Origin of the sequence: Pseudomonas sp. PP3 (genome assembly GCF_905336995.1) — a bacterium.
Taxonomy (GTDB): Bacteria; Pseudomonadota; Gammaproteobacteria; order Pseudomonadales; family Pseudomonadaceae; genus Aquipseudomonas; species Aquipseudomonas reinekei.
In genome coordinates, this window is sequence record NZ_HG995459.1 from 3,656,587 (window position 1) to 3,681,526 (window position 24,940).

The 24,940-nt window shown below is 60.2% G+C and carries 21 protein-coding genes; 14 read left to right on the top strand and 7 right to left on the bottom strand.

What is annotated here, in order from left to right:
• The first annotated feature begins 110 nt into the window (after positions 1-110).
• The 4 genes from xylF (at position 111) to KHO07_RS16520 (ending at position 4,728) form a co-directional block, all read left to right on the top strand.
• A complete protein-coding gene (gene xylF, locus KHO07_RS16505) occupies positions 111-1,112 on the top strand; it encodes a D-xylose ABC transporter substrate-binding protein (RefSeq protein WP_212624903.1) in 1,002 nt (333 codons plus the stop codon).
• A gap of 167 nt (positions 1,113-1,279) precedes the next feature.
• Positions 1,280-2,836, top strand: coding sequence for a D-xylose ABC transporter ATP-binding protein (xylG, locus tag KHO07_RS16510; protein WP_212624904.1), 1,557 nt, complete (start codon positions 1,280-1,282; stop codon positions 2,834-2,836).
• Complete coding sequence (locus KHO07_RS16515) at positions 2,837-3,973, top strand: sugar ABC transporter permease (RefSeq protein ID WP_212624905.1); 1,137 nt, start codon at positions 2,837-2,839, stop codon at positions 3,971-3,973.
• A gap of 230 nt (positions 3,974-4,203) precedes the next feature.
• A complete protein-coding gene (locus KHO07_RS16520; protein ID WP_150732523.1) occupies positions 4,204-4,728 on the top strand; it encodes a DUF3833 domain-containing protein in 525 nt (174 codons plus the stop codon).
• Positions 4,729-4,787: 59 nt separating this feature from the next.
• Here KHO07_RS16520 and KHO07_RS16525 read toward each other — a convergent pair whose 3' ends face one another.
• Complete coding sequence (locus KHO07_RS16525; RefSeq protein WP_212624906.1) at positions 4,788-5,012, bottom strand: hypothetical protein; 225 nt, start codon at positions 5,010-5,012, stop codon at positions 4,788-4,790.
• A gap of 296 nt (positions 5,013-5,308) precedes the next feature.
• Here KHO07_RS16525 and KHO07_RS16530 point away from each other — a divergent pair, with 296 nt between their 5' ends.
• Positions 5,309-6,124 carry a DUF1206 domain-containing protein gene (locus KHO07_RS16530; protein ID WP_212627650.1) on the top strand — a complete coding sequence of 272 codons (816 nt, stop codon included), beginning with the start codon at positions 5,309-5,311 and terminating at the stop codon, positions 6,122-6,124.
• 149 nt (positions 6,125-6,273) lie between these two features.
• On the opposite strand, the gene KHO07_RS16535 is transcribed toward KHO07_RS16530, so the two are convergent.
• The 3 genes from KHO07_RS16535 to KHO07_RS16545 all read right to left on the bottom strand — a co-directional run bounded on the left by KHO07_RS16535 (position 6,274) and on the right by KHO07_RS16545 (position 12,844).
• Complete coding sequence (locus KHO07_RS16535; protein ID WP_212624907.1) at positions 6,274-10,692, bottom strand: response regulator; 4,419 nt, start codon at positions 10,690-10,692, stop codon at positions 6,274-6,276.
• 58 nt (positions 10,693-10,750) lie between these two features.
• A complete protein-coding gene (locus KHO07_RS16540; RefSeq protein WP_150732520.1) occupies positions 10,751-11,908 on the bottom strand; it encodes a two-component system response regulator in 1,158 nt (385 codons plus the stop codon).
• Positions 11,909-12,031: 123 nt separating this feature from the next.
• Positions 12,032-12,844 (bottom strand): AraC family transcriptional regulator, encoded by an 813-nt coding sequence (locus KHO07_RS16545; RefSeq protein WP_212624908.1) that lies wholly within the window; start codon positions 12,842-12,844, stop codon positions 12,032-12,034.
• Between the two features lie 132 nt (positions 12,845-12,976).
• Here KHO07_RS16545 and KHO07_RS16550 point away from each other — a divergent pair, with 132 nt between their 5' ends.
• Together KHO07_RS16550 and grxC are read left to right on the top strand one after the other, a co-directional pair.
• Positions 12,977-13,495, top strand: coding sequence for a carboxymuconolactone decarboxylase family protein (locus KHO07_RS16550; protein WP_150732518.1), 519 nt, complete (start codon positions 12,977-12,979; stop codon positions 13,493-13,495).
• Between the two features lie 25 nt (positions 13,496-13,520).
• Positions 13,521-13,772 (top strand): glutaredoxin 3, encoded by a 252-nt coding sequence (gene grxC / locus KHO07_RS16555; protein ID WP_150732517.1) that lies wholly within the window; start codon positions 13,521-13,523, stop codon positions 13,770-13,772.
• Between the two features lie 1,183 nt (positions 13,773-14,955).
• Here grxC and KHO07_RS16560 read toward each other — a convergent pair.
• The 3 genes from KHO07_RS16560 to KHO07_RS16570 are packed head-to-tail and all read right to left on the bottom strand — an operon-like array spanning position 14,956 to position 17,938.
• Positions 14,956-16,464, bottom strand: a complete 1,509-nt coding sequence (locus KHO07_RS16560; protein WP_212624909.1) for a tripartite tricarboxylate transporter permease — start codon at positions 16,462-16,464, stop codon at positions 14,956-14,958.
• Between the two features lie 24 nt (positions 16,465-16,488).
• The gene (locus tag KHO07_RS16565; protein ID WP_212624910.1) at positions 16,489-16,971 is read right to left on the bottom strand and encodes a tripartite tricarboxylate transporter TctB family protein; all 483 of its coding nucleotides are present in this window, start codon (positions 16,969-16,971) and stop codon (positions 16,489-16,491) included.
• Between the two features lies 1 nt (position 16,972).
• Positions 16,973-17,938 carry a tripartite tricarboxylate transporter substrate-binding protein gene (locus KHO07_RS16570; RefSeq protein ID WP_150732513.1) on the bottom strand — a complete coding sequence of 322 codons (966 nt, stop codon included), beginning with the start codon at positions 17,936-17,938 and terminating at the stop codon, positions 16,973-16,975.
• 203 nt (positions 17,939-18,141) lie between these two features.
• Between KHO07_RS16570 and KHO07_RS16575 the strand changes: the two genes are divergently transcribed.
• From KHO07_RS16575 to KHO07_RS16605, 7 genes are all read left to right on the top strand, one after another.
• Positions 18,142-18,492 (top strand): DUF6152 family protein, encoded by a 351-nt coding sequence (locus KHO07_RS16575; RefSeq protein ID WP_212624911.1) that lies wholly within the window; start codon positions 18,142-18,144, stop codon positions 18,490-18,492.
• Positions 18,492-18,980 carry a DUF6644 family protein gene (locus KHO07_RS16580; RefSeq protein WP_212624912.1) on the top strand — a complete coding sequence of 163 codons (489 nt, stop codon included), beginning with the start codon at positions 18,492-18,494 and terminating at the stop codon, positions 18,978-18,980. Before KHO07_RS16575 ends, KHO07_RS16580 begins: the two co-directional genes overlap by 1 nt.
• A gap of 130 nt (positions 18,981-19,110) precedes the next feature.
• Positions 19,111-19,884: an alpha/beta hydrolase gene (locus KHO07_RS16585; protein ID WP_212624913.1), complete on the top strand. Its 774-nt coding sequence runs from the start codon at positions 19,111-19,113 to the stop codon at positions 19,882-19,884.
• A gap of 129 nt (positions 19,885-20,013) precedes the next feature.
• Entirely contained in the window at positions 20,014-20,271 is a 258-nt protein-coding gene (locus tag KHO07_RS16590) for a DUF2790 domain-containing protein (protein ID WP_212624914.1), read from the top strand.
• A 113-nt stretch (positions 20,272-20,384) separates the two neighbouring features.
• Positions 20,385-21,056, top strand: a complete 672-nt coding sequence (locus tag KHO07_RS16595; protein ID WP_150702424.1) for a heavy metal response regulator transcription factor — start codon at positions 20,385-20,387, stop codon at positions 21,054-21,056.
• Positions 21,053-22,465: a heavy metal sensor histidine kinase gene (locus KHO07_RS16600; RefSeq protein WP_212624915.1), complete on the top strand. Its 1,413-nt coding sequence runs from the start codon at positions 21,053-21,055 to the stop codon at positions 22,463-22,465. The genes KHO07_RS16595 and KHO07_RS16600 overlap by 4 nt, the downstream gene beginning before the upstream one ends.
• A 75-nt stretch (positions 22,466-22,540) precedes the next feature.
• Positions 22,541-24,922 carry a DUF3772 domain-containing protein gene (locus KHO07_RS16605; protein ID WP_212624916.1) on the top strand — a complete coding sequence of 794 codons (2,382 nt, stop codon included), beginning with the start codon at positions 22,541-22,543 and terminating at the stop codon, positions 24,920-24,922.
• Positions 24,923-24,940: the final 18 nt, after the last annotated feature.

Here is a 24,940-nt window from a genome sequence, read left to right on the forward strand (position 1 = left end):
CGCACGACAAATCTGTGTCCGCTGCGTCTGCCGATTCCCCTACAGTTCTATCAGCCCGAGATTCATCGTCAGGCAGTGTCTTTCAAACAAGAATAAAAGGACGCACCACCATGAAGAATGTAAAACGCGCGCTGTTGGCCAGTGCCCTGGCGCTGCTTTCGCTGCCAGTAATGGCCGATTCTGCCCACCCGAAAATCGGTTTCTCCATTGATGATCTGCGGCTGGAACGCTGGTCACGTGACCGCGATTACTTCGTTGCGGCGGCGGAGAAAATGGACGCCAAGGTCTTCGTTCAGTCGGCCGATGCCAACGAGCAAAAGCAGATTTCGCAAATCGAAAACCTCATTTCCCGTGGCGTCGATGTCATCGTCATCGTGCCGTTCAACGCCACGGTGCTGACCAACGCAGTGGCCGAAGCGAAGAAAGCCGGCATCAAGGTCGTGTCCTATGACCGCCTGATACTCAACGCGGATATCGACGCCTACATTTCATTTGATAATGAAAAGGTCGGCGAGATGCAGGCCGCCGGCGTGCTGCACGCGGCGCCCAAGGGCAATTACTTTCTGCTCGGCGGTGCGCCCACCGACAACAACGCAAAAGTCCTGCGCGAAGGTCAGATGAAAGTGCTGCAACCGGCCATCGACAAGGGTGATATCAAGATCGTCGGCCAACAGTGGGTGAAGGAATGGAACCCTACCGAAGCGTTGAGCATTGTTGAAAACGCCTTGACCCGCAACGACAACAAAATCGACGGTATCGTCGCCTCCAACGACGCCACGGCAGGCGGCGCCATCCAGGCACTGGCCTCTCAGCAACTGGCCGGCAAGGTGCCGATTTCGGGGCAGGACGCAGACCTCGCAGCAGTCAAGCGAGTGATCGCCGGCACGCAAACCATGACCGTGTACAAACCGCTCAAACTCATCGCCACCGAAGCCGCCAAGCTCTCGGTGCAACTGGCGCGTAACGAGAAACCCGCCTACAGCTCGCAGTACGACAACGGCAGCAAAAAAGTCGACACCATCCTGCTCACGCCGACTCCGTTGACCAAGGACAACATCGACCTGCTGGAACATGACGGGTTTTACACCAAGGCGCAGATAGCCGGCCAGTGACCAAGGCATCAGTCCCTGGTTATGCGAAACCCCTTGTGGGAGCGAGCCTGCTCGCGAAGACGGTGGTTCAGCCTGCATCGCGATTGACGGTGCTGACGCCTTCGCGAGCCGGCTCGCTCCCACAATGATTAGTGTCATGTGAGTCTTTGTTATACGAGCCCTCTGCCATGTCCGACTATCTGCTGCAAATGAACGGTATCGTCAAAACCTTCGGCGGTGTCAAAGCGCTCAATGGTATCGACATCAAGGTCAAGCCGGGGGAATGCGTCGGGCTGTGCGGCGAGAATGGCGCCGGCAAATCCACGTTGATGAAGATACTTTCCGCGGTCTACCCCTATGGCACCTGGGACGGTGAAATCCTCTGGGACGGTCAACCGCTGAAGGCGCAATCGATCAGTGAAACGGAAGCCGCCGGCATCGTCATCATTCACCAGGAACTGACGCTGGTTCCCGACCTGTCGGTGGCCGAGAACATTTTCATGGGCCATGAACTGACGCTGCCCGGTGGGCGAATGAATTATCCGGCGATGATCCACCGCGCCGAAAGCCTGATGCGTGAACTGAAAGTGCCGGACATGAACGTATCGTTGCCGGTTTCGCAGTACGGCGGCGGCCATCAGCAACTGGTGGAAATCGCCAAGGCACTGAACAAGCATGCGCGCCTGTTGATCCTCGACGAGCCTTCATCAGCCCTGACCCGTTCGGAAATCGAGGTGCTGCTGGACATCATCCGCGACCTCAAAACCAAGGGTGTCGCCTGCGTCTACATCTCCCACAAGCTCGATGAAGTGGCCGCCGTGTGCGACACCATTTCGGTGATCCGTGACGGCAAACACATCGCCACGACCGGCATGGCCGACCTGGATATTCCTCAGATCATCACCCAGATGGTCGGACGGGAAATGAGCAACCTCTACCCCACCGAGCCACACGACGTTGGCGAGGTCATTTTTGAGGCCCGCCACATCACCTGCTACGACGTCGACAACCCCAGGCGCAAACGGGTCGACGATATTTCGTTCAGCCTCAAACACGGGGAAATCCTCGGCATCGCCGGGTTGGTCGGTGCAGGCCGGACCGAGTTGGTGACAGCGCTGTTCGGCGCCTACCCCGGCCGCCACGAAGGCGAAGTCTGGCTGGACGGCCAACTCATCGACACCCGCACGCCGCTCAAGTCAATCCGTGCCGGCCTGTGCCTGGTGCCTGAGGACCGCAAGCGTCAGGGCATCATTCCAGACCTTGGCGTCGGCCAGAACATCACCCTGGCCGTGCTGGACAGTTACTCGAAACTGACCCGCATCGATGCCGAAGCGGAACTGGGAAGCATCGGTCGAGAAATCTCGCGCCTGCACCTCAAGACCGCGAGCCCGTTCCTGCCGATCACCAGCCTGTCCGGTGGCAATCAACAAAAAGCCGTATTGGCGAAGATGCTGCTGACCAAACCCCGGGTGCTGATTCTCGATGAGCCCACCCGAGGCGTGGATGTCGGCGCCAAGTACGAGATCTACAAGCTGATGGGCGCGCTGGCGGCCGAAGGCGTGTCGATCATCATGGTGTCGTCGGAGCTGGCCGAAGTGCTCGGCGTTTCCGATCGCGTACTGGTGATCGGCGAAGGACAGTTACGTGGCGACTTCATCAACCAAGGACTCACCCAGGAACAGGTGCTCACCGCCGCACTCAGCCAGCCTGATGGCCATAACAATAATGATCGGAAATCCGCGTAAATGAATCAGGTCAAACAACTCTTCACTCGCTACAAAATGCTCGCGCTGGTGTTTGCCGTGGCGTTTATCTGGCTATTTTTCAGCTGGCAGACCGACGGTGGATTCCTGACACCGCGCAACCTCTCCAATCTGCTGCGCCAGATGTCCATTACCGGCATTCTCGCCTGCGGCATGGTGCTGGTGATCATCAGCGGCGAGATCGATTTGTCGGTCGGCTCATTGCTGGGCCTGCTCGGTGGCGTCGCGGCGATTCTCGACGTTATCTACCACATACCGCTGTTGGCGAACCTGAGCCTTGTCGCGCTGTGCGGACTGTTGATCGGCCTCGCCAACGGCTACATGGCCGCCTACCTGCGCATTCCGTCTTTCATTGTCGGGCTGGGGGGCATGCTGGCTTTCCGGGGGATTCTGCTGGGGATCACCGGCGGCACGACCATCGCCCCGGTTTCGCCGGAACTCGTCTACATTGGCCAGGGTTATTTGCCCCACACGATCGGCACAGGCCTGGGCGTTCTGCTGTTCGCACTGACGTTGTTCTTGACCTGGAAACAACGGCGCAATCGCGCCCTTCACGGCCTGGCGGCACATTCACGGGTGCGTGACGTAATACGCGTGCTGTTGATCGGCGCAGTGCTGGCCGGCTTTGTCCAGACGCTCAACAGCTATGACGGCATTCCCGTGCCGGTCCTGCTTCTGCTGATTCTGCTGGGCGGATTCATCTACATGACCAGCCAGACCGTCTTCGGCCGACGCGTCTATTCCGTGGGCAGCAACATGGAAGCGACACGCCTGTCCGGTATCAACGTGCAGGCGGTGAAGCTCTGGATTTTCGGGATCATGGGCGTGATGTGCGCCCTCGCCGGCGTGGTCAACACCGCACGCCTGGCCGCCGGTTCGCCCTCGGCTGGCAGCATGGGCGAACTCGACGCCATCGCCGCCTGCTTCATCGGCGGCACCTCCATGCGCGGCGGCTCCGGCACCGTCTACGGCGCCCTCCTCGGCGCGCTGGTCATCACCAGCCTGGACAACGGCATGTCCATGCTCGACGTCGACAGTTATTGGCAGATGATCGTCAAGGGCAGCATTCTGGTGCTGGCCGTGTGGGTGGATGTGAGCACCCGGACTGGGCAACGTTGATGTGCTGTGGATGAGGTGATTGACGAGGGTGGTCGTGATCCGCTGGTGAATTCGGGCATTGCTCTCACATAAGTGACAACCGATTTAATCACGCAATACGTGATGCCCGGACGCATACGTTGCTCCGGATTTGCTGAACCCGGCTACTTGCTACGACTCAGCTCGAAATGGCTCGGGTCATAGCGGACTACACTGGTTCCTTAAACCCTGACACAGTTGAGGAAATGCACATGCTCAAGATATGGATAATGCTGCTATGCATTGGCCTTGCGAGTTGCAGCCGGGTGGATGTGCAGACCTACAGCCAGGAGACGCCCACGCTCGAGTTACGCGAATTCTTCGAGGGCCGGGTTGAAGCGTGGGGTATGTTTCAAAAGCGTTCAGGCGAGGTAACCAAGCGCTTCCATGTGGTGATCAATGGCCACTCCGAAGGCAACAAGCTGATCCTCGACGAATCGTTTACCTACAGCGATGGAACCAAGCAAAAACGGGTGTGGACGCTAACCCCTGCTGGCCCTGGCCAATGGCGCGGAACCGCTGGCGACGTGGTGGGCGAGGCGCTTGGTGAGGTGGCAGGCAATGCACTGCGCTGGAAATATGTGCTGAGCCTTCCGGTGGATGGCACGGTGTACGAGGTTCACTTGGACGACTGGATGTACCTGATGGACAAGAACACCCTGATCAATCGCTCGTTCATGAGCAAATTCGGGGTGGAGGTCGGTCAGATCACCTTGTTCTTCCGCAAGCAGCCTTGAGGTCGCGGGTGACTGCTCCATGGCGAGCCGGGTCAGTCGGGACATCAGTGCTTTGAAACTCAAACAACCCTGATCCGGGTCAGTCCCAGCTGTTCAGCCTGCGCCAGGACTTCTCGCGCCGTCGCGTCTGCTGAAGGCATGAGCAGGCTGTTCTCCCCGTCTCCAAAATGCAGCTGTAACAGATGCATTGCCGCCTCATGCACGGGCAATTGATCTTGCTTGAGTTCGAGCATGTACTCACGAGACTCACCGTTGAACCGGTATTGCAGCGTGTATTGGCGCATGGCGGGACCTCACAATAAAAGGCGTGCGACGGATGTCCGCTCGTTGACGCCAAGCGGACGGATAGCCTTTCGTACTGTTCAAAGATGTGAGCCTGTACGACTGAATATCATCAAGAACAATGTAGGCCACTGATCTCGGAACGTGTAGAGCGGGTCCGCGAGCGCAAGAAACGAAGCATTCATCAACATGCCATTCAGCGGTGCACCCACGTCAACATTGTCCAGACGAGTCGGTTTATCGAACCCCTTGCGCAGCGATGAGTCTGTTCTTGTATAACTCCCTCGGAAAAAATCCAATGTCCGCTCATCACACCCTGGTCGTACTCGCACGGGGCGGATATGCCGCTCGAGGTGTCCTGTATCTGATCATTGGTATCTTCGCTCTGCTGGCGGCTCAAGATTCGACCCGGCCCAAGGACAGTCACAAAAGCCTTGAGGCGTTATTAAGCCAGCCATTCGGATATGTGCTCGTCGGGCTAGTCGTGGCGGGTTTGCTCGCCTTTGCCGGGTGGCGAGTGCTGCAAGCGATTCACGACGTCGATCATCACGGTACGAAACTCAAGGGTTTGGTGATTCGGGCAGGTTTGTTGGCGGGAGGTTTGGTTAACGGTGCGCTTGCGTTTTTTGCGTTGGGCCTACTCATCACCGGCGTTCGGAGTTCAGGCAATTCCGCAGGGGGGGAGACAAAGGATTTACTGGCGTATCTTTTGTCCTGGGATCACTCAAACGTGTTGATCTACCTCGTGGCACTCATCCCGCTAGGCGTAGGCGTTGCTCACATCATCAAGGGATGGAAGGCGTCGTTCGAGAAGTACTTTGAGGCTGATGAAGACGTCATGCGTTATATACGCCCGGTGTCCCGGTTCGGACTCATTGCCCGAGGCGTGGTGTTTATCGAGATAGCCCTGCTTCTGGCGATAAGCGGTTCCCGGTACAAAGCCGCTGAGCCCCCGGGCATGAAGGAGGCCCTTGATGCTCTCCAGAACCTGCCAGCCGGAGCTTTGATTTTGATGGTGATGGCACTGGGTTTAATCGCTTTTTCGGCATACAGCTTCTCCGAAGCTGCCTGGCGCAAAATAAACATGGATGTGCCCGGCGTCTCTGGATCTTAGTCGCCCGCCCCTATTCCTGGCGCTTCATCGGCGTGCTGCCAGAGGCGTTTGCGTCTTTCGACGGTACATCCCGTCGGCACGCCTAAAGCCCTGGGACTCTCGGGTGTAGATCGAAGTTCTGCCGGATGTGATTCCGTCACGTTGAATTACTAACCGCTGGCAGAACTCACCACCAGCTTTTCCAGCAACTCCAGCGCCTCGTCGAATTCAAAGCACTCGGCCTGCTGGACAACCCGATGCAACTGCTCGGTCACCCGCGCCCCGCAAGCCAGACCCTGCAACTTGTGCAAGGCCGTCAACGCCTGGCCATCACTTTCCGCCAACAGATAACGAACGAGCTCCAACTGCGCAAGCCACTCGTTGTTCAGGTTTGGCGCGGCTGCCGGGTCTTCGGCCGATGTCGGCTCGGTCAGTACCGCCAATCCTTCAAGCATCGGTGTCAGGCAGCGTTCGACCTCTGCCAGTCGATCGGCCACCTCCTGCTCCAGCCCTGCGCCAAGGCACGCCTGCTCCAGGGCGCCGGCTGCGTTTGCCACGTCAACAGCACCGATGTTGCCCGCGGTACCGCGCAGGGTATGCGCCACTCTGACTGCCGCCGTTGAATCGTCTTGACTTCGGGCCGCCAGAAACTCCGTGCCAAAGGCTTGCTGGCTGGCGTGGAACTTGCGCAGCAGGCGCAGGTAGAGTTCGACCTTGCCCATGCAGGTGCCCAGGCCTGCGTTCACATCTATTCCTGGAAGGCTGGCTGGCAGGCCCGCTGTCGGCGCCGTGATGAGCGGCGAAAGTTCGGCTGATGAAGCGCCCCGGCCCGGTCTCGGATGTATCCATTTGGCCAAGGTGGCAAACATGTCATCGACGTGCAGGGGCTTGGAGATGTGGTCGTTCATGCCGCAGGCAAGCGCCCGTTCGCGATCCCCGGCCATGGCGTCGGCCGTCATGGCGATCACCGGCAGCGTTGCCCAGCGTGATTGCTCGCGAATCTTGCGGGTAGCGGTATATCCGTCCATCACCGGCATCTGGCAGTCCATCAATACACCATCGAAGTCTGCGTCACGCTCCAGTTGCTCGAGCGCCTGCGCGCCGTGGAAGGCCAGGCTCAGCTCGATGCCGGCGCTCTCCAACAGTTCACACGCCAGCTCGCGGTTCAATTCATTGTCTTCCACCAGCAATAGTCGCGCGCCTCGCAGGCTGGCCATGGCACTGGCGCTCTGCCCCACGCGCTCGCTGGCCCGGGTATCGATTTGCGGGGCCTTGCCAAGCACCGCGCCCAGCGACTCGAGCAAGGTAGAAGGCGTGACCGGTTTGGTCAGCACCACCGGCAATTGAAGGCCATGCCGACTGGCTTCTTCGTGCGCCTCCTCGCGACCGAAAGCGGTGACCATGATCACCGACGGAGTTTGCGCCAGTTTCGCGGCATGCATCTGCCGCACTGTCTCCACACCATCCATGCCCGGCATGCGCCAATCCATCAGCACCAGGTCATAAGGCAGCGCTTTGGATTCAGCCTCCACCAACATGGCCAATGCGGCCCGGCCACTTTGCGCGACGTCGACTTCCACGCCAAAACTGCGGGCCATGCTCGACAGAATCTCCCGTGCGCTGGCGTTGTCATCGACCACCAACACACGGCAGCCCGCGAGTTCGTCGGCAGTCACCATGCGTCGCACCTGAACGTCATGCTGCACGCCCAGGCTCACGTCGAAATGGAACGTCGAACCGTGCCCCGGCTCACTCTCGACCCAAATGTCCCCGCCCATCAACTCCACCAGATGCCGGGAGATGGCCAGGCCCAAACCGGTGCCACCGTATTTGCGGGTGGTGGAGCTATCAGCCTGGCTGAACGGCTGAAACAGCCGCGAGCATTGCTCGGTGTTCATGCCGATGCCGCTGTCACGCACCCAGAAATGCAACTGTGCCTGCTCACCCACAGCACCGCGCAGTTCTACACCGAGCACGATCTCGCCCTGTTCGGTGAATTTCGTCGCATTGTTGCCCAGGTTGATCAGCACCTGCCCCAGACGCAGCGGATCGCCGATCAATGCGGTCGGCAAATCGGCGGCGGTGCTGAAGAGCAGCTCCAGGCCTTTGTCTTCGGCTTTCAGGCCAATCATGCTGGCGAAGCCGTCCAGCACATCTTCAAGTCGGAAGGGAATGTGCTCGAGGTTCATCTTGCCGGCTTCGATTCTGGAAAAGTCGAGGATGTCGTTGATGATCCCCAACAGGTTTTCCGCCGAGCGATGGACCTTTTCGATGTAATTACGCTGACGATGGTTGAGCTCGGTGCGCAATGCCAAATGGCTCATGCCGATGATGGCGTTCATCGGCGTGCGGATTTCGTGGCTCATGGTGGCCAGGAAGTCGCTCTTGGCCCGGGTCGCCTCTTCTGCCGCCTCGCGTGCGCGCTGCACTTCGGCCTCGGCGAGCTTGCGGTCGGTGATATCGAAATACCAGTTGGCAGCCACGCCCCGCTCCCCCAGCGTCATTGTGATGGCTGAAACCAGCACATCAAAACGATCGCCCTCGGCACGTTGCATGCTTGCCTCGAAATTCAGCACCGCGCCCTGCGACTCGGCGGCGAGAAAGCGCTGGTGAACCTCTGGATCGACCCAGAACTGCGCCGGATCGGTACCTTCGAGGTCAACCAGACGGATCCCGAACAGACTCTCGAACTGCGGGTTGCAGTAGGTAGGACGGCCATCGCCATCGCGGATCACCATGGCCACCGGACTGCTGTCGAGCACGGCGCGCAACTGCGCTTCATTGGCCTTCAACGCCGCCTGCAACTGACGGCGCTCGCTTACGTCCCGCACCGAAGCGCAGACGCATATGCCCCCGCCTTCCAGGCTCGGCAAGCGCGACAGGCTGATCTCGGCCGAGAACAGGCTGCCGTCCTTGCGCACGCCTTGCAGGTCTTCCAGGTTAGCCCCCATCTGTCGCGTGTTGCCGTGGGCGAGGAACCCATTACGCTTCGCCACATGCGGCCCTCGGCTCGCCGACGGCACCAGACGTTCGATGGGTTCGCCGAGCAACTCGCCCGCGTTGTAGCCAAACAGCTGGTCCAGTTGTCGATTGGTGCGCAGGATCAGTCCTTCGGCATCCACCACCAGCATGCCGTCCGGCGCCGCTTCGATGATCCCGCGATACCAGGCCTCGGTCGCGCGCAGTGCCGATTGCTGGGTTTCCAGCGCTTGCGCCTGCTCTTCCAATTGCAGTGCCTGTTCGGCCACTTCATTGGCCTGGCGACGAGTCTCTGCCAGGAGCGACTTGACCGCTTCATTACGCTCCATGATCGCCATGGCTGCGGCCAGCCGTGGGGTGGCTTCATGCAACAGCAGCAATTCGCGCTCGCTTAGCGGCTCCAGTCCGGCCAGCTCAAGTACCCCAAGCAGACGATCGCCATGCACGATGGGCTGCAACAGCAGGCAACTGGCCGGAATTTCCCCCAGCGGCGAACGCAAACGCCAGAAGTTTTCCGGCAGTGTTTGAAATTGCCGAGGCTGGCGATCCACCGCGCATTGCCCCAGCAGGCCATCGCCGAACATGACTTGCGCCTCAGGCGGCCGCTCGGCATCGGTCGCATAACGGCCCATCAGCAGCAGTTTGGCGGTCTCTTCATGGGCGCTGTAAAGCACCCCTTGGCAGATCCCGTGCAGGCTGGCCATGTGCTGCAGAAAGACCTGAGCCAGCTCGTCTGGTGTTTCTGCCTGCTGCAAATCGACCTGCAACTGTGCGGTATGCGCCTTGATCCAGCGCTGGCGTTCCAGTTGTTGGGACTCGGTCTGCAGTTTGGCGATGGCGCGTGCCAGATCACCGGTTTCGTTGTTCAGGTCGGTGTGAGGAATGGGTTGGTCGAGCTGCCCGGCGGCCAACTGATCCACCGCCACCCGCACTCGGTTGAGCGGATTGCGGATCGACTGACTGACCAACCAGGACAGCAGCAGCGCCAACGACAAACCACCGAACAACAGCACGTAAGTCAACAGGGTGCTGCGTTCGGCAAAGTCGGCAATTTCCTTGGCCGTGTCGCGAATCGAGGCGCTCTTGACCTGGGCGATCGCGCTCAAAAGTGTGTCGGCCTGCTGATCGAGTTGCTGGAACTCACTGCTATTGAGCAGCAGCAACGCCTGTCCCTGTCGACCTTCATCAATCATTTGAAAGGCCTGTTCGCTATCAGCCTGCAACTGTTGCAGCAGCAGATCGAGCTCGGTGAGGCGCGCCAGATTCTCCGGACGCCGGAGGGTCACTTTGGCTTGAGCCAGCGCCTGCTGCAGACGATCCTCGGTATCACGCAGGCGTTGCAAGGATTCGACGCGGATCTGCGCGCTGTTGGTGCCCACAGCGCGCTGCAGGGTTTGCACCATATGCGGGAGTTGCACCCGCGCCTCATTCAGGTGCTCCATGCCGACCAGTTCCTGCAGATAGAGGTTCTGCATGTCCTGCTTCAGCGATTGCTGAGTGCGCAGGCTTTGCACGCCGAGTACCAGCACCAACAGCAGCAGCGCGGCGAATCCCAGGATCAGTTTGTGCAGGAGCGCGAGTCGCTCAAGCAGATTGCGCAATCCAGCCATGACCTAATCCTTGTGAACCTGATGAATACACTGATAAAGCGGGCTCGCGGGCCTCGGCTCAGGTAGCCTGCCCGGCACGTTCCAGGGCAGCCAGCTGGGTGGCCATGTCCTGATCGGTATCGGCAAAACGCTCGGCAATGAGCTGGAACTGATCCACGCAGACCAGAAAGGCATCACAGATGTCCGGGTCGAAGTGCGTGCCTCGTCCCTGACGAATAATCTCGACAGCCTGCTCGTGAGGCATCCCCGATTTGTAGACCCGACGGCTGATCAACGCATCATAGACGTCAGCCACCGCCATCAACCGGGCACTGATGGGAATCGCGTCAGCCACCAGCCCCAGCGGATAGCCGCTGCCGTCCCACTTTTCCTGGTGACTGTAGGCAATCTCCTTGGCCAGGCTGAGGAACTCGGCGCGAATGCCAAGCGCATCCTCGGCATGCTGGATGGCATCACGCCCCAGCGTGGTGTGCGTCTTCATGATCTCGAACTCTTCCGCGGTGAAGCGTCCGGGCTTGAGGAGGATATGGTCGGGAATGCCGATTTTGCCGATGTCGTGCAGGGGGGCCGACTTGAACAGCAACTGGATGGTTTCCTCGCTGAGGAAATGACTGAAACGCGGATGATCACGCAGATACTCTGCCAGCACCTTGATGTAATGCTGGGTCCGGCGGATATGGTTGCCCGTTTCGTTATCGCGAGTTTCCGCCAGTGACGCCATGGCCTGGATGGCCACATCCTGGATCGCCGTCACCTCGCGGGTGCGGCGCGCCACTTCTTTTTCGAGGTAGTCGTTGTGATCACGCAGGAAGTCTGCCGCGGCCTTAAGCTTGAGCTGGGTGTCCACTCGCGCCAGTACCAGCGCCGGCCTGATCGGTTTGGTGATGTAGTCGACAGCACCCAGTTCCAGGCCATGGATCTCGTCTTCAGTCCCGGCCATGGCCGTCAGGAAGATAATGGGAATATCGCGGGTACGCGGGTCGCCCTTGAGCTGGCTTGCCACTTCATGGCCAGACAACCCGGGCATCATGATGTCAAGCAGGATCAGGTCCGGCAGTGTGCCGCCCTGGAGTAATCGCAAAGCCTTCTCACCGCTGTTGGCGACCTTGACCCGGTAGCGGTCCTTGAGCAGATCTGTCATCAGCAGCAGGTTATCGGGCGTGTCATCCACCACCAGCAAGGTGGGCGGACTGTAATGACTCTGATCGGTACTCATGGCGGGCGGCTCCATTGCCAGACAATGACATCCCAAGGCGACATTTCCACCCTAGCGTCGGCTAGATTAGCTGTACCGCGTCAAACTGCAAAACAACTGTTTGGAGTAAGCCAAAGGCACGACCTACCCCCGCCACTCCCGTGGGCTGACTCCCGTCTTGCGACGAAATGCCCGGGCCAGTGCCGACGGGCTTTCATAGCCGACTTCTTCGGCGATCAGGGCGATGGGCTTGCCCTCGCGCAAGCGTTTCTGCGCCAGGCTGATGCGCCAGCTCACCAGATAATCCACCGGCGCCTGGCCGACCACGCGCTTGAAATGCTCGGCAAAACTGGCCCGCGACATGTTGGCCGCCGCCGATAATTCGGCCACGCTCCAAGGTTTGCCGGGTGCTTCGTGCATGAGATTCAACGGCCGCGCCAGGCGTGGATCGGCGAGGCCGGCCATCATGCCCGGTTGTTGATTGCGACTGCTGAGGATATGGCGCAGTAGCAGGATCACCACCAGTTCGAACAGCCGATCCATCACCGCTTCCCGGCCGCAGGTGCCCGCGAAGGCTTCATCGAACAACCACTGCAGGGTGCTGGCCAGGGTGGGGATCTCATCCAGTTTCAGCACCAGGAAATCCGGCAGCGCTGTAGCCAGGGCATTGCCGGCTCCGCCGTCGAAATCCAGTGATGCGCAGACCAATTGCGTGCCGAAAGTTTCATCGGCGAACAAGCGGTGACGATAGGGGCGCGGGAAGAAAATCAGGGTCGGTTCACTGATGTGCAGCGTTCGTTCGTCCGCCAGTTTGAGCGACAACTGACCGCCCTGAAGCAGATGCAGATGGCCGCACGCCTGGTTGCCATCGAACGCCGTCGTGCCGCAAAACGTGCCGCTGTGGAAGGTGCCGGCGTTGACGCCGAAATGGCTGAGCAAAGTGGACAAGCGATCCATGGGGACTCCCGGGAACGATTCTGGACGATCTGTCGCATATCTTCGACGATTTGCACCAAATAGGCCAGGGCAAATCACTAGCATGGACTCCGTACTCAGCGCCTGTCGCGCTTCAATCCTCGGAGAATCGCCATGACCCGCATTGCCCCTGTCAACCTCGAACACACCACCGACGCCACCCGCCCGATGCTGGAAGGCGTGCAAAAGAAAATAGGTTTCCTGCCCAATGTTTTCCGCGTGCTGGCCATCGCCCCGGCGGTGCTGGCTTCGTACCTGCAAAACTCGGCGGCACTGGGCAAGACCTCGCTGAGCGCCACGCAGAAGGAAGCCATCTTCCTCGCGACTTCGCAGGTCAATGGCTGTGATTACTGCCTGGCGGCGCACACGCTGTTTGCCGGCAAGGCCGGGCTGACCGATCAGGAAATCCGTAGTGCCCGAATAGGCCAGCTGGACGCTTATGCCCTGCTCGCCCAGCAGATCACCGAAAGCCGTGGCCACTTGAGCAGCGAACAGATCGCCGCCGCCCGCGCCGCCGGGATCAATGACGCGAAGATCATCGAAGTGATCGCCCACGTGGCCTCACAGACCCTGACCAACTACCTGAACAACGTCGCCCTGACCGATATCGACTTTCCGGCCATCGACGCCTGATCAACCTGCTGCGGAGATCACGAGCATGAACACTGTGACCCTTTACACCACCGACACCTGCCCTTACTGCCGCAGCGCCAAATCACTGCTGGCCAGCAAAGGCGTGCCCATGGAGGAGATCAACATCCAGCGCGAACCGGGCAAGCTTGAAGAAATGCTGACCCGCAGCGGCCGCCGCAGCGTACCGCAGATTTTCATCGGCGACGCACACATCGGCGGCTTCGATGACCTGGCCAAACTGGATCGTCAGGGCGGGTTGATGTCGATGCTGGCCTGAAGCTGTGGAAGCGAGCCTGCTCGCGAGGGCGGTGTGTCAGGCACAGGAGAGGTTGATTGTGCCAGCCCCATCGCCAGCAGGCTGGCTTCCACAGGGGATCTGCGGTGAACACAAGACCTGTGCCTGGCAAAAACCATTGTAGGAGCCGGCTTGCTGGCGATAGCGGTGCATCAGTCAACGGTAATGTTGAATCTGCCGCCGTCATCGCGAGCAAGCTTGCTCCTACAGTTGATTGTTGACGTATGCGAGATTGGCGTACGCCCCAGATCCCTTGTGGGAGCGAGGCTGCTCGGGATGGCGGTGTGTCAGTCAACGGTGATGTTGAATCTGCCAGCCCCATCGCCAGCAGGCTGGCTTCCACAGCGGATCTGCGATGAACACAAGACCTGTGCCTGGCAAAAACCATTGTAGGAGCCGGCTTGCTGGCGAGGGCGGTGTGTCAGTCAACGGTGATGTTGAATCTGCCGCCGTCATCGCGAGCAAGCTTGCTCCTACAGTTGATTGGTGACGTAAGCGAGATTGACGTACGCCGCAGATCCCTTGTTGGAGCGAGCCTGCTCGCGAGGGCGGTGTGTCAGGCACAAGAGAGGTTGATTGTGCCGGCCCCATCGCCAGCAGGCTGGCTTCCACAGGGGATCTGCGGTGAACACAAGACCTGTGCCTGGCAAAAACCATTGTAGGAGCCGGCTTGCTGGCGATAGCGGTGCATCAGTCAACGGTAATGTTGACTCTGCCACCGCCATCGCGAGCAAGCTTGCTCCTACAGTTGATTGGTGACGTATGCGAGATTGACGTACGCCGCAGATCCCTTGTGGGAGCGAGCCTGCTCGCGATGGCGGTGTGTCAGTCAACGGTGATGTTGAATCTGCCAGCCCCATCGCCAGCAGGCTGGCTTCCACAGCGGATCTGCGATGAACACAAGACCTGTGCCTGGCAAAAACCATTGTAGGAGCCGGCTTGCTGGCGATAGCGGTGCATCAGTCAACGGTAATGTTGACTCTGCCACCGCCATCGCGAGCAAGCTTGCTCCTACAGTTGATTGGTGACGTATGCGAGATTGGCGTACGCCGCAGATCCCTTGTGTGAGCGAGCCTGCTCGCGAGGGCGGTGTGTCAGGCACAGGAGAGGTTGATTGACCCGAACCCATCGCCAGCAGGCTGGTTCCCACAAGGATGGCGTGTCTTCAGTCATCTTCGTGCAGCTTGATGCCGCGCTTATGTAGCAGATACGGCACCACCAGCACCAACAACGTCAGGCCCATGAAAGAAGCCGCGATCGGTTGGGTCAGAAATATCGTCCAGTCGCCCTCGCTGATGGACAAGGCGTTGCGCAATTGCTTTTCGGCCATCGGGCCAAGGAGCATGCCGACGATCACCGGGGCCACCGGAAAATCGAAGCGTCGCATCAATACCCCGGCCCAGCCGATGGCCAGCATCAGCAGCAAATCGAAGGACGAATGGCGCATGCCATAAACCCCGATGGTGGCGAACACCAGAATCCCGGCATTCAGGTAAGGCCGGGGAATCTGCAACAACTTCACCCATAACCCCACCAATGGCAGATTCAGCACCAGCAGGATGACGTTGCCGATGTACAGCGAAGCCACCAGGGTCCAAACCAGATCGGCCGAGGTTTCGAACAGCATCGGCCCCGGTTGCAGGTTGTAGTTCTGGAACGCCGCCAACAGGATCGCCGCGGTGGCGGACGTGGGAATGCCCAGGGTCAGCAACGGCACCAGCGAGCCCGTGGCGCTGGCGTTGTTGGCCGCTTCCGGGCCGGCCACGCCTTCGATGGCGCCCTGGCCTTTGTTGGCGGAAAACTCTTTCGGGTATTTGCTGAGCTTGCGTTCGGTGGAGTAGGACAAAAACGTCGGTATCTCCGCACCGCCGGCCGGAATGGAGCCAAACGGGAAGCCGATAAACGTACCCCGCAGCCAGGCCGGCACCGAGCGTTTCCAGTCGGCGCGGGTCATCCATAACGACGTCAGGCGATGCCGCCCTTCCGCCTGTTCCGATTGATAAAGCAAGCTGTACAACGCCTCGCCGACGGCAAACAACCCTACCGCCACCAGCACCACTTCAATGCCGTCCACCAATTCGGGGACGCCCAGGGTGTAGCGGGCAATGCCCGAGGTCGAGTCAAGACCGATCATGCCGATGGTCAATCCGATCCCCAACGACGCAAAGCCGCGCAGCATCGACGCGCCGAGCACCGCCGACACCGTGGTGAACGACAGCACCAGAATCGCGAAGTACTCCGCCGGGCCAAAATTGAGCGCCAGCCTGGCGACCAGCGGCGCGAACAACGTCAGCAGGATCGTCGCGATGGTGCCCGCCACGAATGAACCGATCGCCGCCGTCGCCAACGCCGGTCCCGCCCGGCCATTGCGCGCCATGAGATTGCCCTCCAGCGCCGTGACCATGGACGAAGACTCACCCGGCGTGTTGAGCAGAATCGATGTGGTCGAGCCGCCGAATTGTGCACCGTAGTAAATCCCGGCGAACATGATCAGCGCGCCCGTAGGGTCGACCTTGGCGGTGATTGGCAGCAGCAACGCCACGGTCAACGCCGGCCCGATGCCGGGCAGCACGCCGATGGCAGTGCCCAACAGACAGCCAATGAACCCCCACATCAGATTGATCGGTGTCAGCGCCGCGGCGAATCCCATGGCCAGGCTTGCAAGAATGTCCACGCAGACGACCTCCTTCGGCCCGGATCAGATCCAGGCATTGACCAGCGGCGGCAGGGAAACCCCCAGCCCGGCGTTGAACAACCAGTAAATGGGCAGCGTCAGGGCAATGCCGATGGCCAGGTCGCGCAGCGGATGGCGACTGCCAAACCCCCGGGCCGAACAGGCAAAAAGCAACCCGGCGGCCAGCACGAAGCCAATGACGTTGATCAACAGCGCCACCCCCAGCAACCCACCCGTGACCCAAGCCGCGCCGAATTTTCCGCCAGCGGTGCCGGGACTGCCCTTGTCCAGCTCGCGAAAACCACCACTGACCGCCTGATAACTCAGCAACGCGCCCACCGCACAGAGAAACCCCGCAACCACGTACGGATAGACATACGCCGGCAGAATGACGAAACCCATCTCGGGCGGAAACCGATAAGCCCCCAGCGCCAACACGGCGCTGAGGGCCATCAGACCGATGCCGATCGCCAGTTGCGTCGGCACCACTGCACGCGACGCGGCCATCTCAGAGCAGTCCGACCTTGACCAGCATTGCGCGTAGCCGCACGTGTTCTTCGTCGACGAATTTGCCGAATTCGTCACCGGTCAACACGCTCTCCGTCCAGGCATTGACGCGAATGTTGTCTTGCCAGACTTTGCTTTTGCTCGCAGCCAGCACCGCGTCGGTCACTTCTTTACGCTGCTCGGGCGTAAGCCCGGCCGCACCATAGACACCGCGCCAGTTGCCGATGACCACGTCGTAGCCACTCTCCTTGAGGGTCGGCGCATCGATCTCCGGAACACGCTCGGGGGCACCGATGGCGAGCACGCGGATCTGGCCATTCTTGATGTACTGGCCCAGTTCGGCATATCCGCCGGTCAGCACTTTGATTTGCCCGCCCAAGGTCTGGGCGACGATTTCACCGCCACCGCCGGTGGCGATGTAATTCACCTTGTTGACCGGAACATCCAGCTTGCCCGCCAATTCAGCGATACCGATGTGGTCGATCGAGCCTTTGGAACCACCGCCCCAAGTGATGCTCGACGGCTTGGCCTTGAAATCCTTGATCAGGTCGTCGAGGGTCTTGTAGGGCGACTCCTTGCGCACGGCGATCACGTTGTATTCGGTAAACAGCCGGGCAATCGGCGTCACGTCTTTCAAGCTGATTTGCGGCTTGTTCTGTTCGATGCCCGCGACCATGATCGCGCCAACCACCAGCAACGCATTCGGGTCGCCCTTGGTGCTGTTGGCAAACTGCGCCAACCCCAACGTGCCGCCCGCGCCGCCCTTGTTTTCGAAGGTGACAGATTTGGCGACATTGGCCTCGATCAGGGCCTTGCCCAGCACCCGGGCGGTCTGGTCATAGCCGCCGCCCACGGAACCGGGGGCCATGAACTTGACGGTGTCCAACGCCAGCGCGGGGGTGGTGAGAGCAGCAGCAACAAGGCCTGCGGCCAGGCAATGACTGACGCGACGAAGCAAAGCAGACATGGAGGATCTCCCTTTAGCATTGTTTTTATGGGTGTCATCTGCGGATAAGCGTAGAACATGCTTGCGTCGAAGGCCTGCCGGGCCTTGCGAGTCCTGCGTCACAGCATGAAACATTCTTTTGGTCGGGGTGTTCCGGCCCGTGAAATACGCCAACTATCCTGAAAAACATCGACCCAAAAAACCCTGCAACAGGAGACCCGGTCATGAACATCATGCTCAAAGGCTTTGGCGTATCACTGCTGCTGGTGGCCACGGCGGCATTCGCCCATCACGGCTGGAGCGAGTACGACTCAACCAAGCCCTTGCAACTGAGCGGGACCATAGAAAAATCCGGTTATTCCCACCCCCACGGCTTCGTGAACCTCAAGACCGCGGACAAGACCTGGAACGTGGTGCTGGCTCCGCCCTCGCGCATGGAAAACCGTGGGCTGACCAAGGACATGATGGCGGTGGGCACGCAGGCGACGGTGGTCGGCTACCAGAACCGCAGCAAACCCGATGAGTTACGCGCAGAACGCATCACGATCGACGACAAAACCATCGAGTTGCGCTGATGACATCCGAACCGGGCTGGATGGACTGGCTGAATGATTCGTCGCTGGGGTCAGCCATGCGCGGTGATTTGTGGCTGTATCCGCTGGTGGAGGTGGTGCACATCCTCGGTTTCGCGATCCTGGTCGGTTCGGTGGTGATGTTCGACCTGCGGGTGCTCGGCGTGTCACGCAATATTCAGGTGACAGCCCTCGCCCGCCATCTCCTGCCCTGGTCATTGGCAGCCCTGCTTCTGATCGTGCCAGCCGGATTGATGATGTTTTCCGCCCATCCACACGACTTCGCCTCCAATGACATTTTTATCCTCAAGCTGTGCCTGATCGCCACGGCGGGCCTCAACGCCGTGCTGTTCCATGTCGGCGTGTACCGGTCTGTCACGGCGTGGGACACCGGCACTCCAGCGCCAGGCGTGGCCAGGCTCCAGGCCCTGTTCTCAATCGTGCTATGGATCAGCGCAATCCTCTGCGGCCGCTTGCTGGCCTACACATGAACGAGCCGTTGCATTACAGACTTGTCATGGAGTTGTCAGCGTAGCCAGCACCCTCGCGCCATACAGTGAAGTCGTCAGTCACCCACACCGGGTGACACGCCTCCCACTGATGATGACAAGGGTCGATACCATGAATCCATTGAGCAAACTCTGCCTGATCGCCGCCAGCCTGTTCGTGCTGGGCACCGGATCCGCCATGGCGGCCACCACCGCCGCACCGGTCAAGGCCAACAACGTCGTGCTGGTGCACGGTTCCTGGGCTGATGGCTCCAGTTGGTCGGATGTGATTTCCCGTTTGCAGGCTGCCGGTCTTCACGTTACCGCCGTGCAAAACCCGCTGACGTCGGTGGCCGATGATGTGGCCGCGACCCAGAGAGTACTCAATCAGCAAGACGGCCCGACCGTGCTGGTCGGCCACTCCTACGCCGGCACCGTGGTCAGCGAGGCCGGGGTCAATCCGAAGGTCAGTTCGCTGGTGTACGTGGCAGCCCGGGCGCCCGATGCCGGGGAAGATTTCGTAGCACTGTCGGCCAAATACCCGACCATGCCAGTGCGCGCCGGCACTGAAGAACACGACGGTTACATCAGCCTCAAGCAAGACGCCTTCCTCAAATACTTCGCCAGCGATGTGCCTCATGACAAGGCCATGCAGCTGTTCGCCGTGCAGCAACCCATCGCCAAGACCCTGTTCACCGACCGCACCACCGCCGCAGCCTGGCACACAAAACCGTCGTGGTACGCCGTCTCCAGCCAGGACCAGACGATCAACCCGGACCTTGAGCGCTTCCTCGCCAAGCGCATGGGCGCCACCACCATCGAGCTGCCGTCGAGCCACTTGTCGCTGGTGTCCCACTCCAAGGAAATCGCCGACTTGATCCTCGCTGCCGCCGGTCGCCAACCGTAAACCACCGTCATTTATTACAACTTTGTCATCGAGCTGTTGGTTGGCTGTCCAGATCGGCTGCTTAACCTGAACTCACTGTCAGGCCAAGCCGTCGACAGCCAACTCAAACCCTGAAAAGAGAGCACCGTCATGAAAATGTATATCCTCGGTTTCGCCGCCCTTTTCGCTACCGGCTCTGCGTTTGCCGACACCCAGAGCACCGCCCCCGTGATCCACGACAAGGACGCGGCCTTCGTCCACCTCGACGTCGCCAAGGTGCTCGGGGAAACGGACATTTCCCAGCAGTGCGGCATCCTCCCCGCCCAACTGAACTACCTCGACCATCAAGGTCGCCAGCATCAGCTGGATTACCTGGTCCAGGGCAGCGGTTGCACCAATGATCATTGATCGTCGCCCCTGCGTAGCGGCAGATGAACGGGCTACACTGGCGGCACCGGCATGCCGCTGTAGCCCGCCTGCACGGCGCTGAATTTTGCTGACCCCACACCTGGCAGAACCTCATGAACATTCTCGTCGTCGAAGATGAACCCAAGGCCGGCAATTACCTGCTCAATGGCTTGCAGGAACTCGGTTACACCGTGAGCCTGGCCCGCGACGGCGTCGATGGCCTGCACCTGGCCCTGGAACACGATTTCGATGTGATCGTGCTCGACGTGATGATGCCGAAAATGGACGGCTGGGAAGTCCTGCGGCGCCTGCGCAAGGAGGCCGACACCCCGGTGCTGTTCCTCACCGCTCGCGATGACATCGCCGATCGCATCAAGGGCCTGGAACTGGGCGCCGACGATTACCTGATCAAACCCTTTTCCTTCGCCGAACTGGTCGCTCGCCTGCGCACCCTGACCCGTCGCGGCCCCACTCGTGAAGAAGAACAGTTGCACATCGAAGACTTGCAGATCGACGTGCTCAAGCGCCGCGTCACCCGCGCCGGTACGCGCATCACGCTGACCAACAAGGAATTCGCCCTGCTGCACCTGTTCGCCACGCATCAAGGTGAAGTGCTGTCGCGGTCGATGATCGCCTCGCGGGTCTGGGACATGAATTTCGACAGTGACACCAACGTAGTGGACGTTGCCGTACGCCGGTTGCGGCTGAAAATCGACGATCCGTTCCAGCTGAAGCTGATCCACAGCGTGCGCGGTATCGGCTACCGCTTCGATACGCAGCCATGAACAGCCCGTCCCGGTTGGGCCACTCCCTGACGCTGCGCCTGGCGCTGGTGTTTGCGTTCCTGGCGTTTGTCTCGCTGACGTCGCTGGGCGTAGCGTTGTACCACGACCTGGAGCGCGAACTGATCCGCCGTGATGACGCGGCCCTGATCACCCGCATCGATCAACTGCGCACATTCCTCAACGACAGCAACACCCTGGAGCTGATCCGCACCAAACCCGCGCTGTTCCAGAACATGCTGGGCAACCGCGAGGCCCTGTTGAGTATCGGCGCGCCCGGGCAAGCGCCGTTGCTGGTGGTCAACCCGGGCAATCTGCAGATGCCCGCGGTGCCCCCCATGGCCATTGACCATCCGCTGAGCCTGAGCGATGTGCAGCATCTGCCCAACGTCAACGGCGTGCCTTTTTCGGCTGTGGCGGCGACCATCGATTCCGGTGACCAGGGCACTCTGCAAGTGTTGACCGGCCGCCTGATGACTGAACGTACGGCGGTGCTCGCCCGTTACCGGTTCAACGTCTACCTGTTCGCCAGCGTGGCGTCGATTCTACTGGCACTTTCCGGCTACGTGCTGGTGCAGCGCGGCCTGCTGCCGGTGCGACGCGTGGCCCAACATGCCCAGGGCATCGGCGTGGGTAACCTCGGCGAACGCCTCGACAGCCACGGCGCGCCACTGGAGTTGCTGCCGATGATCGACGCCTTCAATGCCATGCTCGACCGCCTCGGCAAAGGCTTCGTGCAACTGGGCCAGGTGTCCACCGACATGGCCCATGAACTGCGCACACCGATCAATAACCTGCTCGGTGAAACTCAGGTCGCCTTGCAGCAAAACCGCAGCATCGAAGCCTATCAGCAGTTACTTGCCTCCAATGTCGAGGAACTCGAGCGCCTGGCGCGCATGCTCGACAACATGCTGTTCCTGGCCCGCACCGACCCGGCCAGCGCCCTGCGCCAACGCCAGGAACTGGACGCCTTTGATGAAATGGAACGCATGGCCGACTATTTCGAAGGGCTCGCGGCGGATGTCGGGATCGCCATCAACGCCCACGGTAGCGGCGTGATCTGGGCCGAGCCGATGCTGCTGCGCCGCGCCCTGGCCAACCTGTGTGCCAATGCCATCAAGTACGGCGCGCCGGACTCCGAGTTGTCGATCAGCGCCACGCCAACGGCCGATGGCATCCGCCTGCAAGTGCGCAATCACGGCCAGACGATCCCCGCCGAACACCTTTCCCGCCTGTTCGAACGTTTTTACCGGGTCGACGAATCCCGCGAACGCTCGGCGCAATCCAACGGCTTGGGGTTGTCGATCGTGGCGACGATCATGCAACTGCACAATGGTCGGTACAGCGTCACGAGTGCTGAGGGTGTGACGTGTTTTGAGTTGGTTTTTCCGGCGCGGCGTGCAGGCGAATGAACAAAATCGCCTCGATAACGTGAGTCATGACCTAACCTCATAGGCTCAGTGACACACAAACAGTCGAGCACGCTGATGCGCAATGCTTTGAGCCTGGTTATTTTCATCGTTTTTCTGTTCGGGCCGAACGTCGGGATGCTGTCGGCGGCAGAACCGCTCACGCCGTCTTCCGCCACGTCAACGCCCGCGCCGGCCAGCGTTTCAGAAAGCGATCTGGACGCGCTGATGGCCCAGCTCGGCAATCTCAAACAGCAGGTGTCCCAGGCCAACAATTACAGTCAGCTGGAAGCCCCGCAGGATCTGGTTCAGGCCCTTATCCGCGAAGTTGACCGGCTCACGGCGCTGTTAGTGCCCGAACAGGCTCAGTTGCAGGCACAGTTGGCGGTGCTGGGCCCAACGCCCCTGCCCGATGCCGGGCTCGAGAAATCCGAAATTGCCAGCCAGAGGGCAGCCCTCACCGAGCAAAAAAACCACGTCGACTCCCGCTTGAAAACCCTGGCGACCCTCAAGGCCAGCGCTGCCGAACTGCTGACCCAGATTGCCGCCATCCGCCGCAGTCTGCTGGAAACCGAAGTAACGCAGCAGACCCGCAGCGTGCTCAATCCCTGGTTTTGGGCACCGCTATTCAATCCGCCGCAGGAAGATCGGCAAAAATTCAACGCATTCATTCAGCAGATCGGCGCCACACTGGCTGCCTCGTGGCAACCGGGCGAACGCCTGTTAACCAGCCTGCTGCTCGCCGTGGCCCTGGCGTTCTGGTTTTTCGGTCGCAGGGTGGCTGAACGCGGGCTGACCTGGTTGTGCGTTCATCGAATGCCGGAAGGTCGCCTGCGCCGTAGCGCCTTGGCACTGGCCTCGGTGGTGGCCACGGTTCTGTCTGCCTGGATTGCCCTGCAGTTGCTGTTTTTTACCGTCACCCGAGAGCTGCCCCTGACGCCGCAACTGACCGGGTTTTCCCAGGATTTTGAAAAGATCGTCTACACCTGCGTGCTGATTACCGGTCTGAGCCGTGCGCTGCTGTCCACCGAGCACCCTTCATGGCGGCTGCCGGCTTTTGCCGATCCGCTCGCGTTGGTGATCAAGCCTTATCCCTTGCGGTTGGCAGTTGCGCTGCTAGTGCTGGTGTCGCTGGCGCAGATGACCAATGCCACCGGCATGAGCTCACAGTTGGTGATTTCAGTCAGGGGCCTGGTTGCATTGATCATTTCAGCGTTGATCGCGACCTTGCTGGTGCATGTCAGCAAAACGCGGCGGGCCATGGTCATGGCCGGCACTGCCCCCGAAGCAGGCCGTACCCTGGCCGGTGTGATCTATGCCTTCGCCAGTATTGCGATCGTGGTTTCGTTCCTCGCCTTGATCATCGGCTACGTGTCGCTGTCGCGCTTCATCACTTACGAACTGGTCTGGTTTTTCATCATCTTTGCTGGCTTCTACTTGCTGATCCAAATGCTCAAGGACGGCTGCGAGTTCCTGTTTTCCCCCCGATACGCCACCGGTAAAGCCATCAAGGAGTTGCTGGGCATTGGCGATACGCGCCTGGAACAGATTTCGATCATCCTGTCCGGCGTCGGCCGCGCCGCCCTGTTGCTGATTGCGCTGATCACCCTGCTGGTGGGCGGGGTCGGTTCGACACTGGGACAATTGGCCACCAACATTCTGGCGATCCTCGGCGGTGACGGCCTGCGTAAACTGAACATCGTCCCCGCCAACCTTTTGCAAGCGCTGCTCGCGCTGATCATCGGCGTCTACCTGATCCGTTCACTGCGCCGCTGGCTGGACAACGAGTTCCTGCCGAAAACCGAAATGGACCCCGGCATGTGTGCTTCGCTCAGCACCTTGTTCTCCAACATCGGCTACGCCTTGGTGCTGTTGCTGATGTTGTCTTCGCTGGGCGTGAAATGGACTAACCTGGCCTGGATCGTCAGCGCCTTGTCGGTGGGCATCGGCTTCGGCTTGCAGGAGATCGTCAAGAATTTCGTCTCGGGCATCATCCTGTTGACCGAGCGCCCGGTGAAGGTCGGCGACTTGATCAGCATCAGCGGGGTCGAGGGCGACATCCGCCGGATCAACGTACGGGCGACCGAAATACAGCTGGCCGACCGTTCGATCGTGATCGTGCCCAACTCGCAGTTGATCTCACAGAACCTGCGCAACGTCACCCTGGGCGGCAGCGCTCAAGGGGTGACGTCACTCGAACTGATGTTCCCGCTGGACATCGACCCGGAACAGGTGCGCACGCTGCTGTACGACACTTATGTCGAGCACGAGTCGATTCTGGACAAACCGGCGCCGGTGGTGCGCTTCAGCCAGCTCAAGCCTGAAGGCATTACCCTGACCGTCACCGGTTATGTCAGCAGCCCGCGCATGGTGCTCTCGATCAAGAGCGAACTGCTGTTCGAGATTCTCAAACGGCTGAGCGCCGCCGGGATTAATCTGGCAAAACCACCCACCGCATGACGCAGATCACCCTGCAGC

What these genes read in the sequence shown, in the direction of transcription:
- KHO07_RS16535 (WP_212624907.1), bottom strand. Translation starts at nt 10,692, where the DNA reads ATGGCTGGATTGCGCAATCTGCTTGAGCGACTCGCGCTCCTGCACAAA.
- KHO07_RS16525 (WP_212624906.1), bottom strand. Translation starts at nt 5,012, where the DNA reads ATGCGCCAATACACGCTGCAATACCGGTTCAACGGTGAGTCTCGTGAG.
- KHO07_RS16520 (WP_150732523.1), top strand. Translation starts at nt 4,204, where the DNA reads ATGCTCAAGATATGGATAATGCTGCTATGCATTGGCCTTGCGAGTTGC.
- KHO07_RS16550 (WP_150732518.1), top strand. Translation starts at nt 12,977, where the DNA reads ATGACCCGCATTGCCCCTGTCAACCTCGAACACACCACCGACGCCACC.
- KHO07_RS16545 (WP_212624908.1), bottom strand. Translation starts at nt 12,844, where the DNA reads ATGGATCGCTTGTCCACTTTGCTCAGCCATTTCGGCGTCAACGCCGGC.
- KHO07_RS16570 (WP_150732513.1), bottom strand. Translation starts at nt 17,938, where the DNA reads ATGTCTGCTTTGCTTCGTCGCGTCAGTCATTGCCTGGCCGCAGGCCTT.
- KHO07_RS16600 (WP_212624915.1), top strand. Translation starts at nt 21,053, where the DNA reads ATGAACAGCCCGTCCCGGTTGGGCCACTCCCTGACGCTGCGCCTGGCG.
- KHO07_RS16605 (WP_212624916.1), top strand. Translation starts at nt 22,541, where the DNA reads ATGCGCAATGCTTTGAGCCTGGTTATTTTCATCGTTTTTCTGTTCGGG.
- KHO07_RS16575 (WP_212624911.1), top strand. Translation starts at nt 18,142, where the DNA reads ATGAACATCATGCTCAAAGGCTTTGGCGTATCACTGCTGCTGGTGGCC.
- KHO07_RS16590 (WP_212624914.1), top strand. Translation starts at nt 20,014, where the DNA reads ATGAAAATGTATATCCTCGGTTTCGCCGCCCTTTTCGCTACCGGCTCT.
- grxC (WP_150732517.1), top strand. Translation starts at nt 13,521, where the DNA reads ATGAACACTGTGACCCTTTACACCACCGACACCTGCCCTTACTGCCGC.
- KHO07_RS16580 (WP_212624912.1), top strand. Translation starts at nt 18,492, where the DNA reads ATGACATCCGAACCGGGCTGGATGGACTGGCTGAATGATTCGTCGCTG.
- xylG (WP_212624904.1), top strand. Translation starts at nt 1,280, where the DNA reads ATGTCCGACTATCTGCTGCAAATGAACGGTATCGTCAAAACCTTCGGC.
- KHO07_RS16530 (WP_212627650.1), top strand. Translation starts at nt 5,309, where the DNA reads ATGTCCGCTCATCACACCCTGGTCGTACTCGCACGGGGCGGATATGCC.
- xylF (WP_212624903.1), top strand. Translation starts at nt 111, where the DNA reads ATGAAGAATGTAAAACGCGCGCTGTTGGCCAGTGCCCTGGCGCTGCTT.
- KHO07_RS16595 (WP_150702424.1), top strand. Translation starts at nt 20,385, where the DNA reads ATGAACATTCTCGTCGTCGAAGATGAACCCAAGGCCGGCAATTACCTG.
- KHO07_RS16565 (WP_212624910.1), bottom strand. Translation starts at nt 16,971, where the DNA reads ATGGCCGCGTCGCGTGCAGTGGTGCCGACGCAACTGGCGATCGGCATC.
- KHO07_RS16540 (WP_150732520.1), bottom strand. Translation starts at nt 11,908, where the DNA reads ATGAGTACCGATCAGAGTCATTACAGTCCGCCCACCTTGCTGGTGGTG.
- KHO07_RS16585 (WP_212624913.1), top strand. Translation starts at nt 19,111, where the DNA reads ATGAATCCATTGAGCAAACTCTGCCTGATCGCCGCCAGCCTGTTCGTG.
- KHO07_RS16515 (WP_212624905.1), top strand. Translation starts at nt 2,837, where the DNA reads ATGAATCAGGTCAAACAACTCTTCACTCGCTACAAAATGCTCGCGCTG.